We start from the raw sequence: 13065 nt of genomic DNA on the forward strand, positions 1-13065 counted from the left end.
GTCCACTTCGTTAGCACTCTCGGCTATACGGATCATCACCCATTCGCCTGAAGTGGGGAACAAGGAACATACGTCGGGCCGCAACATTGTGGGGTATGACGGAATTCAGTACACTCCAGCGACCTCCCTTCTCTGAATACTGGGCCGACGAGGAGGCCTTCAGCGCGTGGCTGGCTGACAAGGACAACATCCACTACCTGCGGGAGGTGCTTGGCCTGCACAGGCTGGTCGCCGAGGAACTCGAACGCGAGATCGAGGGCTACTTCGTCGACATCTACGCCCGGGACGAGACCTTCGGTGTGGAGGTCGTCGTGGAGAACCAGTTCGGCCGCTCCGACCACGACCACTGGGGGAAGGCGAACACCTACTCGGCGAACCTCGACGCCGATGTGATCGTGTGGATCGCCGGCGAGTTCACCGATGGCCACCGCGAGGCAGTGCGCGACCATAACGAGACCGCCGACCGGGCCGTGTTTGCACTACGGGCCGAGGTGGTCGAAATCGAGGGGTGCAACCGGGCGGCGTTCCGCCTCGTGCCGGAGGTTGAGCCGACCGAGTGGCCCTACGGCGAGGACGTCGACCGTGGCGTCTATCAGGAGCAGTTCTTCGAGCAGTTCGTCGCGCTCGCCGAAGAGGGGAGTCACGAGGCCCTCACTAGGGGGGATGTCCACCCCCATTCCTCGTCGGCTCCGCACGTCTATCACCTCCCTATCGCTGCGGACACCTCAACTAGCGATTACCGGCTGTCGCTGCGGGCCACGGGAACTGGCCTCGCCGTCCGGTTGGAAATCGATAAGGACGACGACCACGCTGCCTTCGACACGTTCGAAGCGAACCGGCAGGAGATCAACGAGGAGTTACGCTCTTGCATCAGCGGCGACGCCGAGATTACGTGGGAACGCGGGTCAGAGGACAAAATCCGTGACGTCATCGCCATCCAGTACAGCGAGGGCGAGTTTGACCTTCGGGCCGTGAACCGATACGACGCGTATCACCGATGGCTCCTATCGGCCACACGGGCCCTTCGATCGACCTTTGCCGGCCGGATCCAGCGGTTACACAGTCGGTCGTAGTTGTCGCTCCGACGCTTCGGCAGACGCTCGGTAACATCCGGTCTTGATGATCTGTTCGGTGTGTCAGTCTTCGTCACCACCCCGAAGCCGCGGCGTCTCTCCGCGTCGACGTCTCCCCGGAACTCCTCGCTTGGCGATGTCGGGGAACCCCTTCGGTTCGTGTCGAGACTCGAGGCTTCCTACGGCGAGATCGAGTCGGAGTCCACCTTGCGCGTAGACCCGCTGGGAGCCCGGTCTGCTCGAGGAGCCAGCGGGGAACCTCTTCGCGTCGATGTTGGAGCCCCTGTTCGCCGTTGAGACTGATCGGGAACCCTCCTGTGCGTAGACCCTTGGGGAACCTTGCCTGCACGCGGAGAGAAGGGGGTTACTCGTCGTCGAGATCGATGTCGAGATGTTCTGCTACTTCCTCGGTGGTGTACTGCTTGTCTTCGTCGTTGATCTCGTCGATGCGGTCGTCGATGATCTGCTCCTCGCGCGCGGTCATTTACGTCGTCGCTGGTCACGTGAAAGTGTAGTCGCTCCTGAGCCTTGGTGTTCTGGGCACGCTGGAGTACCTGCTCCGCTGCCTGCGCGTCGAGACGCGTGGACTCTTCCTTCTCGAGGACACGGTGGGATCCCTGCTTGCGGTGACGCGGGTCTGCTTTCCTTCTTGACAGATGGTGTCGAGACCTGTCTCTGGTTCTTCGAGGTGGCCCGGGGAGTGTTTGGGGCTCGGCCCTTGACTCTGAGGGCCCACTGTTCTTCTCGAGGTGGAACGCGCGAGGCGGTGCCGGGGGAGCGGAGCCTGCGGAGCACCTTTTCCGCGCTCGGGAACCGTCTATATGATGACGGAGCCCCTCTTTGGATACCTTTGGTATGATATTATCGGTATTAATACATATAAGTTACCAGACATTACTAGTACACGATGGCAACGATCAACAACGTCGAACTGGATTGGAAGGCGCAGGACGTCCTTGAGGCCCTCGTCGATAATGGCGGGGAGGCGACGACAAGCGAGGTGAAGACGTACACGGGGCTGGAGCGGAACGAGGTCATCAAATATCGCTTCAAGAAGCTCTCCGAGGCCGGGCTCGTGGAGACGTATCAGCCGGAGTCGCGGAACGGGCGACCGGCTGCGAAGGTGGCGCGGATCACTGACGCTGCCGAGGAGTTGCTGGACGGCGATGGTGAGGTGGATCTCGAGGTTGAGGTGGCCGACGACGAGCTGACGATCGACGAACGGATGGAGCGGTTGGAGAAGCAGATGAAGCGTGTGCGCGACACGTACGGGCAGGTGAAGCAGCGGATCGTGGAGTTAGAGGACGAAGTTGACTCGCACGACGAGGACTTGGACGACTTGGCGGAGAGCATCGAACACGTGAGGAACGCGGTGGACGCGGGCGCGCCGCGAGACGACAAGGACGAGGGTGGTCTGGCGACCGAGCTGGAGTTCGGCGACGACTGACGGCCTATTCTTCGGCGACGTGGATGTCGTCCAGCGCGCGCTGGACGCCCGGGTGGTCGATGATTCTGTCGAGCGTCTTGCAGTAGCCCTCCCACGCGTTCACCGCCCAGTCATCGTTCGTGGAGGAGATTCCGCGTCCGTCGGGCGCGAGAACGGTGCCGTGCGGGAGGTCTGCGAGGTGTTCGCTGAGGGCGTGGCGGCGCGCTTCGGCGAGGGCCATCGCCGAGGGGTGGGCTTCGGGCGCGATGCAGACGGCGTGCAGGCCGGTGGGCATTGCGTCGTCCTCGCTGGCGAAGGCGAGCAGGCGGATAGTGACGCCGTACCGCACCCCGCCGTCGACGCCGAGGACGGCATCGCCGGGCACGTACGCGATGTAGTCGCGGTGGGTGTCGACGGCGGTGGCGGGCATCGACGTGGTGACTTCTTCGACGTCGACCGCCCAGTCGTCCATCTCGGGCGCGCTGTGTTCTTGCCAGTTGATGTGTTCGACGACGGAATCAGCGCGAATCACGGGGTAGCGGTTGTCCGTGTTGAGCGCGGTGAGGGTGCCGTCGACGGCGGTGACGTCGAGTTCGTGTTCGCGGCAGTCGTCGGTTTGGGTGGCGAGGTGGTCTGTCAAGGTGAGCGCGTCGGGCGCGCTGTCGGGGAGGTAGTCGGTGGGCTGCATCGTCACACCTCCTTCTCGTTTTCTTCCTCCACGCGTGCGGTCATGCGGTCGTCTTCGTCGGCGATGATGGCTGCCTCGACGCCGTCTCCTTCGCGGCTGATGAGGATCGTCGTGTCGCCGTCGGGCCGGTGGGTGAGATTCACCGTGAGGTCAGAGTCCGCGAGATCGAACTCTTGGTACTCGTATTCGCCGTCGGAGTCGAATTCGCGGTCTCGGGGTCTGATCATCCGTGGATAGTCAGGGGTATTCATACGTACTTCTGGGGTATCCAGTAATGGGATAAAGGGATCTGCCGGCGGGCTGCTCGGATGGTGGCCGGTGGTTCGATTTGGACATAATCAGCTGCATATGATAGTACTACATCGTGGAAAACCAACCACAAGGTGTGACAATCCGGAATTGCTACTTCGTTCTTTCCTACCGAATTTACCGAAGCACGAATCCTACAACTACTCCTCTCGGCCTGTTTGACCTACTAGATTGGTCACGAGGGCTCGTGGACGCCGCCAGCTGCCGAATTGATGCTCTCGGGTAAGGTTGGATGGATGTGCATCGTGTTCGCGATGTCCTCGGCAGTCGCCCCAAGTTCTATCGCCAGAACGAGTTCGTGGACGATCTCGGCCCCCTGTTCGCCGACCACGTGGCCGCCCAGTAGCTCGCCCGTTTCGGCGTCCGTGACGAGTTTGACGAACCCTTCGGTCTCTCCGAGGGCCTTGGGCTTTCCCTGCTCGGCGAAGTCCTGCCGTCCGACTCCGACATCGTAGCCCGCCCCCCGCGCTTCTTTTTCGGTCATACCGACGTGACCAACCTGCGGATCGGTAAACACTGCCCACGGAACGATTCGATCCACGGTGCTGATCGTCTCGTCCTTGGCAAGATGCCGGTAGAGGCGGTCTGCATCGTCACGAGCCGAGTGGGTGAACATCGGCGGGCCGCTCGCGTCGCCGATGGCGTACACGCCGTCGGCGGTCGTCTCGAAGCTCTCGTCTGTTTGGACGAATCCCCGTTCGTCCGTCTCGACGCCTGTCTCGTTGAGCCCGATGCCGTCGGTGTTGGGCTGTCGACCCGCGGCGATCAGCACGTCCGAGACCGTTACCGACTCGGCATCATCGGGTTCGTCGGCCTCGATAGCGATGTCGTCACCATCCGACGAAAGACCGGTGACAGTCGTTCCGGTTCGGACGTTGATCCCTTCGGCCGCGAACGCGTCTTCGATCACGGTACTCACGTCAGGTTCCTCTCGCGGGAGGAGTCGGTCGCCGCGCTGGAAGACGGTAACGTCGGCGCCGAATCGGCTGTACATCTGGGCGTACTCGCACCCGACGTAACCGCCACCGATGACGCCCAGCGAGTCGGGTACCGAATCGAGGAACAGCATATCGGTGCTGTCGAGTACGTCGACGTCGTCGAGCCCGTCGATTGGCGGCTTCGCCGGTCGACTACCCGTGTTGACGACGATTCGGTCAGCCGAGAGCGTCCGGCCGTCGACGCGAACCTCGTGTGCCGACTCGAAGACGCCGTGCCCCTCGACGAGCGTGATGTTGTCGTTCTCTTCGACGTTCCCGTAGGCGCCCTCGCGAATGCTCTCGACGATCTCGTCCTTCCGTTCGACGATGGCGTCCAAGTTCGCCTCGACGTCGTCATCGATCTCAACGCCGAACTCCTCGCTACGGCGGGCGAGGTTCGCGACCTCCGCGCTCCGAATCATCGTCTTGGTGGGGATACAGCCGCGGTTGAGGCACGTCCCACCGAGAAGGTCATCTTCGACGAGGGCAGTCTCCATCCCCGAGTAGGCACACTTCATCGCGACCGGGAGGCCCGCCATACCTCCACCGAGGACGAGCAGATCGAAGTTCTGGTCGGCACTCATCAGTCACCAGCCTCCGTTTCGGCTCCGGCGATGTTGCGGACGGGTTCTGTCTTGATCTGTCGGGCGTCGTTTCCACAGTTGGAACGGGGTTTTGCTGGAGCAGTCATTGGTGTAGTGTTCGTTGACAGCGGGTTTGTGGTTGGGGGCTATTCGACACAGCAACTCATCGTCGAGGTATCTCGGCGGAACGCCTGACAGGCGTGCTTGAACGCCTCGGAAAACGTCGGGAACGGGTGAATGGTGTCGATAATGTCGTCGACAGTGAGGCCGAACTTCACGGCCAGCGTCGCCTCGGGAATCATGTCGGCGGCTCGCGGCCCGACCATGTGGACGCCGACGATCTCGTCGGTTTCGTGGTGCTTGACAACCTGCACCAGCCCGCGAGTGTCCTCGACGGCCTTCGCCTTCGGGACATCCTCCATCTCCACCGTCCGGCACGTGCAGGTGCCGTGTTCGTCCATGTACTCGAGTTCCGTCGTCCCGACCGCGGCGACCTCCGGGCTCGTGAACACCACCTTCGGGACGGCGTGGTAGTCGATGGTCGCATCTCCATCGCCGAAGGCGTTCCTGACGGTGTAGTTGCCTTCCTTGGCGGCGACGGTTTCCAGCATCGGCTCGCCGATGCAGTCTCCTGCGGCGTACACGTCCGGATTCGCCGTCTGGAACTCGTCGTCCACGACGATGGTGCCCGATCCGTCGGTCTCAACGCCGACCTCGTCCAGTCCGATGTCGTCGGTATTCGGGCTGACGCCGGTGGCGACGAAGAGATCGCTGGCCGTGAATGTCTGTGAGTTGCCAGCAACGGTGGCATCGACGGTGACGTCGTCTCCCGTCTCGCCGCCTTCGGAGACGCGTCGGATGTCCACGTCCGTCTCGACGGTGATTCCCTCTGCCTCGAAGCACCGCTGGAGTTCGCGCCCGAGCTGGCCCTCCATCTCCGACAGGACGCGGCTTGACCGCTGAAGGATCGTCACGTCCGTTCCCATGTGGTGGAGGATCTGTCCCCACTCCATCGCGACGTATCCAGCACCGATCATCACGATGCTCTCGGGGACATCACGGCGTTCGAGGATGGTCTCGCTGGTCTCGTAATCAACGGTCTCGATCCCATTGATTGGTGCGATATGGGACGAACTGCCGGTCGCGACGAGCACTTTCTTCCCAGTGATAGTCGTACCGGCGTCCTCGCCGTCGACCACTTCGATTGCTGTGTCATCGACCACGCGTCCGTAGCCCTCGTAGACGTCCGTCCCAAAATGATCGGCCACGTCCACGTAGTTCTGCTCGCGGAGCGACGCGACGATGCCGTCCTTCTCGTCGATTGCTGCCGACCAGTTAGTTCTCGGTTGGGTGTCGTCGTACGCCACGGCGTCGAAGGGATTGTTCGGCGGCTCGTACGCAGTCTTGCCGACCTCCAGAAGGTGTTTGCTTGGGACACAGCCGACGTTCACGCACGTACCGCCGAGCGGCAGTCCTGTATTTACCATTGCTGTCGAGAGGTTCTGGCGGTCGGCTTCGGTGATGGCCGCAAACGCTGCGGCACCGCCGCCCAGTATCACGAGGTCGTAGGAGTGGTCGGTAGCCATTGCTGTATTTGGTTTATAACGCGAAGCTATTGTACTGTGGAGTCCAAAGCTATGGAGTAGGTTGGAGGCCGCAAAGTAATGGCAGACGCTACATCTCCCCCGGAGCCGACATGCGACGTAGACGGCACGTGTTACTGCCCACTAACGGGTGTGATCGACACGCTGAGCCGAAAGTATGCGATGCAACTGGTCAGTATCATCGGTGCCCACGACTCGCTTCGATTCGCCGAGATCGAAGAGCACCTCACTAGCGCCAGCACCTCAACCATATCGAAGCGACTGTCCGAGTTTGAGGAGGCTGGGCTGGTCTCGCGGACGCAGTACAACGAGATTCCACCTCGTGTGGAGTACGCGTTGACTGACGATGGACGCGAAGTGCGTAAACGGTTAGAACCGCTTCTCCAGTGGGCTGAAGATCAGTCGTAGCTCGGCAGAGAGTAATGAATCAATCACGCTTGGACGGAGGGTGGACACGTTTCACAACTATTCCCCCGCTCTGTTGAGCTACTAGTTTCTAAGAGAGGGTGCTCGTTATGTTCCGGGACGGGTTACTTTTTCTTCGGGCACCGAACACGTCTACTGACGATGACCGATAGGTCAGCTAACGAGTTCACGGCTATCGGGCGAACGACGTCACCAATGTTCGATCTTCTTGACGCAACTCATGGTAGTGTGGTCGCAGTTCAGATGGGTCACGGCACATCCGCTGGGTATCGGGAGTTCTACGACCTGCTTGTTGAGAAGACCGACGAATACGGGAAAGTACACGTATACGAGGAGACGACAGGGTGGACGCTGGCGACGTATCTCTCACACTTGCACGGCATTATCCCCGACTTGCGAACCGGCCAAAAGTTCGACATCGGCAGGTATGCTGCGGTCGGCGATTCCCGCTGGGCACAACTCCTCTATCACCAGTGACAAGCGATCGCCCCGATATGGACGGTCGCTCCGGACGAGATGCGGTACTACGACCGGCCAGAACGCGATCAGGCACTCGACTGGGTGAAGACCGGCAATACCAACCCTGATGCGAAATCATTCAGTAATTGAAACAGATGGCTGCCGACATCGCGATCCACGATGCTTTCGTTCTCACGGTCGACGGCAGAAATCGGCTCTATGAACGGGGAACGGTGCTCGTCGAGGATGGCCGTATCACGGAGGTACGACAGTCTCGAGACGAGGATACGGTCATCGCGGCTGACCGCGTCATCGACGGCGAGGGAAAGCTCGTGATGCCGGGGCTCGTCAACGCCCACACTCATCTCGAACTGACGCCGCTGATCGGCGCGTTCAGCGACCTCGATCTGTTGGAGATGATGGGGAGCATGACGGCCATTTACGGCCAGATCGCGGACGGCGAGTTTGGCTATCTCACCGAGGTAGGGTACAAACTCGCCGCACTCAACTTCCTCGCAGGCGGTGTCACAACCGTTAACTCACAAGACGTCCGCCCGAGCGCGGGCGCGGAAACGTTCGGCGAGGCTGGTCTCCGCGGATTCTTCGGGCCAGCTCTCTCCGACCTCTTCTGGGACGTCCCCGTCGACGAGCAGTTTGCCCGCGCCCGCACGTTCATTGACGAGTACCACGACACGTACGACGGCCACATTCGCGCGACGATCAACCCCCACGACGACTGGTCGTGTACTCGCGAGTTGTGGGAGCGTACCGCTGACCTCGCCGCGGAGTATCCCGACCTGCTCGTCCACACGCACCTGCTCGAACTCGAAGAGAGCAACACGATGGCGCGGTCGAACGGCGCGAAAGACTCGCTCGACCTGCTCGACGACGTCGGCCTCCTCAACGATCGGCTGGTGGCCGCTCACTTCCGCCTCGCGGACGACAAGGACATCCGGCGCACAGCCGAGGCGGATGCGTCCGTCGCGCACTGTCCGTCGATCTTCTCGTACTGGAACACGGATGGTGACGTGCAGTGGACACCGGTACCAGAACTCCGGGCAGTTGGTGTCGACGTCGGCCTCGGCATCGACGACCACTACTGGCACGACTCGTACAACATGTTCGGCGAGGCCCGACAGGCGCGGCTCGCGGCCAATCTCAAGCGGTCGGCCGGTCAGTACCATTCGATGGAACTCGTGCGGATGCTCACCATCGAAGGGGCAGAGGCACTCGGCGTCGGCGACGAGATCGGTAGTCTCGAACCCGGCAAGCGCGCCGACGTCATCCTGCTCGATGTAGACAAGCCGAAGTTCACGCCCTTGACCAACGTTCCGGCGCAGGTCGCCAATAACGCGACGTCCGCCGATGTGGAGACCGTTATCGTCGACGGTGACGTGCTGATGGAGGGCGGCGAGGTGAAGACGATGGATGCCGAAGCGATTCGGGAACGCGCCGAGTCCGCGGTCGAACGCTTTGAGTCCGAGACGGATTGGGAACTCGACATCGGGGGAAGCGAGCCACCGAACTCGGTAGAGATTGCACACGATTTGCCGAAGCGCGGCCCCGCTCAGTTGCTCGGACGGCTCGCCTTCCAGTCAGTCAGAGACAGATTCCCCTTCTAACGTGGAATAACGATAGAGGGTACGAGACCGCCTCGTCTAGGTGCAATACTGAATAGCACAGAACTCCCCGCGTTGACTCTCTATAGGGGATCGAGCCAAAATCGCCTTCGCACATCGTTCACGGTCTCGACATCTACCTCATCTGCATACCGTTGTGCGAGGACTTCGCTCAGATGGTACGCATCATTCTCGGCCTTGTGGTCACCTTCGTCAAGCGAATCCAAGTACTCCATCGCCTCGACCGGTGAGAAGAACGCCATCTGCTCGTCCCACGGATTTCGAATCATCAAATCGTCTATCACCTGTTCGACGTACTCGTCACGCTTGTAGTCCGAATTCAAATTTCCGATGACAGATTCCGCTGCTGCAGCCACGTCATCACGCCGAACGACCGACTCGTGCCGTCGATCCTTGTCATCCCGGACGCGCCGCCAACGATGCCGCAGTACGCCACAGATCACGTGGCGTCGCAGGTCACGGTCTTGTGGCAATTCCTCGTCGGTCACGTCGTCAGGGTGGATTTCGATTTCACCGGCATAGGTCGGGAGTGCTTCGATGGCTTCTCTTCCCAGCGGCCGACTGTCACTCGGATCGTATTCGTCGAGAGTCCGAACGGGTGTACCGTCGTCGGCGAAAAGCTCGGTGATAGTGCTGTCCTGACGGACATACTCCAACATCAGACGCTCGAAAGCGTCGTCTGGATCATCTCCACGGGCTTCTGCGGCTTCTTCGAACTCGTTCGCGATGATGTCTTGGACATCGACCATTTGGTCGCATACGCCCGTTAGAGGGAGTTCATATACGGCTTTCCTCTGGAGGGGCATTCTTCAAGTAGGATGCGATGAATCTTCAGAAAAACTTCTCCATTGAGTGATAGCCCCGTCAGTGACTGTCGAGTTATGAGCCCATGATTGTTTGGTGCAATCACGACATCTCGATTTAAGTATCCTGAAGAGGATTTTCGAGAAATCACTCACGCCCCGAGTCCACAGGTGTCGTCACAACACCTCAATACAAGTGATGTGGTTCGCGTCCGACAGACGTGGGGAAGTAAAGGCCTTCTTGGTCACGACACGTCCTGTTGTAGATTGGTTCTACTCCCCATTGAGGGAACTGTACTCTCGCTCGACCCATTGAGTAGAAATGCTTAAACCACTAACACTATTACACACTTCCGAGGACTATTCGCAAACTGAGGAAAGGGAACTTTCCGAGGGAGAGCCGGCGGCTGTGCCGAGGAACTCTCGTGCGAGCAACGATATTTTGCCGCCACCTTCGACACGAGTCATGTTCGACTTTTTGAAGAGGTTCAGTAACTGCAAGCATAGAGCTCTCTGTGGTTCTCCTGTCTCGGACAGGGCCGTACGTACACACGACGTGAGAGAGATGCCAAATATTCGCACCTACTTTACTTAAGCGGGTTATCCATCTCACCGGAGCTCGATGGTCATATCTCGACCATCGAGAAACGATTGGTGAGTGTTTAGGGCGTAGGAGATCTATCAAAAGTCCGTCTGAGTTCATATAAAGAGGTCGGCGTGTCTCGTGGCTAACAGAGCTTCCTGTTCACTTGAGCAGGAGGATAAAGCGGCAGAGGACAGTAGAACAGCATCTCGTTCAGGGAGTCTACGCGGCACTCCGTGGCGAATTTTCCACGAAGTGCGGGGCGAGAGACGTCCGACTATCGAATTAACTTGACCACCAACGTCAACTCTAATCCGTTTCACCACGAGAATCGGCTCGATTTCCATTGAGTCCGAAGGTGACATAATAACCGCCGTGATCGGCAACCGATCGTCGCTCTGTACCCTCGAATCATCATAACTCTCTTGGACGCGTTTGAGGGCACGATAGACCTCGTTAGGATCGAACTCCATTAGCCTCACGGTCAAGGCGACCTCGAGCACGTTGATAGTTGCATCACCTCGCGAATACTCGGGCGGTGATTATTTACGCAGGTGGCCTCGTGAAGTGTTCGCGTCGGAATCTCATCGAACAGCAGCTTCGTCCCCTCTGGCTCGGAAATACCGGCGGCTTCGTCTTGGTCTCCCATTCACGCGCCGAGGCGGTCATGATGATCAATATGTTGACCGAGGGAATTATCAGGAGCTGAACTGAATCGAGTAGCAATGAGCGTCGGCAACGACCAACTCCGAACGGAACTCGACCGGAAATTCCAACCGCCGATCGACGTGCTACTAGATCCATCCTTGCTCGTCGCCAACCGTGCTCTCGGGCGTCTGGCTGACTCCACCGTCTTTGCGTCGCAGACGCAGGCCACGCTCGGCCGAACACCGACTGAACCGCGTCTCGGTGACCTATACGTACCTGCCACCTTTCTCAAGCTGATCTCCAGCGAGAATCAGTCTACTGTGCAGAAGACGGACGTGTGGGACTTCTATCGGGGACAGGCCGAGGCGGCATTTCCAGATGATTCCGTCGGCCTTCTTAACGAAAATGGCGTTGACGCGTACTCGGGTGAGACAACAGCGGCACCCTTACGTCGGGCGAACGTCGTAGACGATCCCGACCGACAAGAGCCGCTGTTGGCGATTCTCGGCGAGGAGTTTTCCTTCTTGCAGTCGGGCGGGCTCGTGTTGTCAAGAACGGCAGCAGCTTTCGAAGCGTTCCGCGATGCGGGCATTCCAACGATCGATGTCGGGAAAGCAGAGTTGGCGCCCGAATTGCGGGAAACCTTGACCAACATCGGCTATCGGAATCCGGCTGGCGTCTGTGCGTTCGGCGTTTCGACCGCCGAGTCGACCGCCGATGCGCTAGCAGGGAATGTCCTCGCCAATCCTACGGACTTCCTCCTCTATCGGCTAGGAGACTAACCAATCAGTCCTCGCAGCAGTCTTCTCCGACTGCGCGATGCGCGTCTATAGTGAGGGGATTTTCCGCCGTCAGTTGCTCCCCGCACCGCTCGCAGGTGGCCTCTTCCATCACTCCTGTTCCAACGGCGTATCCATAGGATCTCGAGAGCGTGGTCTCGCCAACCTGAAGCGTAAGGTCGAGATCGCCGCGCTCGTACGACACTGCGGTCGCGGCCACCGGCCGCAATCGAACGGTGAGCGCGTGCCGCTCCCGGATCTCCCGGCGTTTCTCGGGGAAGTCGGCCTCGATCTGAGTCGTCATATCGTCCAACTCGGTACGGAGATCGTCCAGCTCTGCTTGGAGGTCTTTCCGCTTTCGGAGCGCCTCGACACGCTCCTCCTGTTCAGAGGCGGTGTCGATAGTTTCGGACACTTCTTCTATCCGAGTCATCAGGCTATCAATCTCGTCAGCTAACTCGTCACGTCGTTGGTGTGCATACTGACGATACTCGTCGAGTTCGACTTCCGCTGCACGCGTCGCTCGCTCACGCGTTTCTTGTACCGTCGACGCCAGCTCGTTCTCAAGGGCGGTCTGTGCAGCATCAAGGGCATCGGCTAACGCCCGCTCATCAATCCCTCTTCCTTCGTCAAGCTCTCGTTGCTCGTCGTTCGCCAGCTCTAGATAGGTTTCCGCGAGACGCGGACGCTCCTCGTGGTCATTGAGATCAATCGCAACCGCGTGTAGCTCCTCCCGTTGATACTCGCTGACAGTCTCAATTCCGGCGTGAAAGAGTACACAGACTGCCCGCCGGTCGTAGTACGGCGTGAACGATCGATCCACGACATCGACTGGGCCGTCAGTCAGCCATAGTGGAGGTCGGATCTTCACGTCGTCGTCAGTGAGAGACAGCGAGCCGACGGGAGTTCGGTCGGCTGCTTCCTCGAGCATTCGTTCTACGAACGGGCTCTCCGGAGCGATAGCGAGGGCATCCTCGTCGACATCGCTCGGATCGTCGACGATCTCCAGTACGGTTCCGTCTAGTTCGAGGTTGGTGTCAGCGTCATCAGGAAGCTTGATCGACCA

The 13065-nt window shown here is 59.8% G+C and carries 12 protein-coding genes; 6 read left to right on the forward strand and 6 right to left on the reverse strand.

Annotation, left to right across the window (positions count from 1 at the left end; translation table 11 throughout):
* Positions 1–95 precede the first annotated feature (95 nt).
* Together NDO75_RS00575 and NDO75_RS00580 are read left to right on the forward strand one after the other, a co-directional pair.
* The gene (locus NDO75_RS00575; RefSeq protein ID WP_310904133.1) at positions 96–1073 is read left to right on the forward strand and encodes a DUF4268 domain-containing protein; all 978 of its coding nucleotides are present in this window, start codon (positions 96–98) and stop codon (positions 1071–1073) included.
* A 907-nt stretch (positions 1074–1980) separates the two neighbouring features.
* Positions 1981–2520: a hypothetical protein gene (locus NDO75_RS00580; RefSeq protein ID WP_310904135.1), complete on the forward strand. Its 540-nt coding sequence runs from the start codon at positions 1981–1983 to the stop codon at positions 2518–2520.
* Between the two features lie 4 nt (positions 2521–2524).
* Here NDO75_RS00580 and NDO75_RS00585 read toward each other — a convergent pair whose 3' ends face one another.
* The 4 genes from NDO75_RS00585 to merA all read right to left on the reverse strand — a co-directional run bounded on the left by NDO75_RS00585 (position 2525) and on the right by merA (position 6643).
* Positions 2525–3187 (reverse strand): hypothetical protein, encoded by a 663-nt coding sequence (locus NDO75_RS00585; protein WP_310904136.1) that lies wholly within the window; start codon positions 3185–3187, stop codon positions 2525–2527.
* Between the two features lie 2 nt (positions 3188–3189).
* Entirely contained in the window at positions 3190–3438 is a 249-nt protein-coding gene (locus tag NDO75_RS00590) for a hypothetical protein (protein WP_310904137.1), read from the reverse strand.
* A gap of 233 nt (positions 3439–3671) precedes the next feature.
* Positions 3672–5057: a dihydrolipoyl dehydrogenase gene (lpdA, locus tag NDO75_RS00595; protein ID WP_310904138.1), complete on the reverse strand. Its 1386-nt coding sequence runs from the start codon at positions 5055–5057 to the stop codon at positions 3672–3674.
* Positions 5058–5203: 146 nt separating this feature from the next.
* On the reverse strand, positions 5204–6643 hold the full coding sequence (merA, locus tag NDO75_RS00600) for a mercury(II) reductase (RefSeq protein WP_310904139.1): 1440 nt from the start codon (positions 6641–6643) through the stop codon (positions 5204–5206).
* Positions 6644–6721: 78 nt separating this feature from the next.
* On the opposite strand from merA, the gene NDO75_RS00605 reads away from it, so the two are divergent.
* The 3 genes from NDO75_RS00605 to NDO75_RS00615 all read left to right on the forward strand — a co-directional run bounded on the left by NDO75_RS00605 (position 6722) and on the right by NDO75_RS00615 (position 9168).
* Complete coding sequence (locus NDO75_RS00605) at positions 6722–7069, forward strand: helix-turn-helix domain-containing protein (protein ID WP_310904140.1); 348 nt, start codon at positions 6722–6724, stop codon at positions 7067–7069.
* Positions 7070–7282: 213 nt separating this feature from the next.
* Positions 7283–7564: an STAS/SEC14 domain-containing protein gene (locus tag NDO75_RS00610; RefSeq protein ID WP_310904141.1), complete on the forward strand. Its 282-nt coding sequence runs from the start codon at positions 7283–7285 to the stop codon at positions 7562–7564.
* Between the two features lie 137 nt (positions 7565–7701).
* Positions 7702–9168 carry an amidohydrolase family protein gene (locus NDO75_RS00615; RefSeq protein WP_310904142.1) on the forward strand — a complete coding sequence of 489 codons (1467 nt, stop codon included), beginning with the start codon at positions 7702–7704 and terminating at the stop codon, positions 9166–9168.
* A gap of 80 nt (positions 9169–9248) precedes the next feature.
* Here NDO75_RS00615 and NDO75_RS00620 read toward each other — a convergent pair whose 3' ends face one another.
* Positions 9249–9935 carry a hypothetical protein gene (locus NDO75_RS00620; RefSeq protein WP_310904143.1) on the reverse strand — a complete coding sequence of 229 codons (687 nt, stop codon included), beginning with the start codon at positions 9933–9935 and terminating at the stop codon, positions 9249–9251.
* A 1362-nt stretch (positions 9936–11297) separates the two neighbouring features.
* Here NDO75_RS00620 and NDO75_RS00625 point away from each other — a divergent pair.
* Positions 11298–12002, forward strand: a complete 705-nt coding sequence (locus NDO75_RS00625) for a hypothetical protein (protein WP_310904144.1) — start codon at positions 11298–11300, stop codon at positions 12000–12002.
* A 4-nt stretch (positions 12003–12006) separates the two neighbouring features.
* Here the strand turns inward: NDO75_RS00625 and NDO75_RS00630 are convergent, their stop codons facing one another.
* Positions 12007–12930: a hypothetical protein gene (locus NDO75_RS00630; RefSeq protein ID WP_310904145.1), complete on the reverse strand. Its 924-nt coding sequence runs from the start codon at positions 12928–12930 to the stop codon at positions 12007–12009.
* Positions 12931–13065: the final 135 nt, after the last annotated feature.

This window comes from Natrinema sp. 1APR25-10V2 (assembly GCF_031626495.1).
In the GTDB taxonomy this organism is placed as follows: Archaea; Halobacteriota; Halobacteria; order Halobacteriales; family Natrialbaceae; genus Natrinema.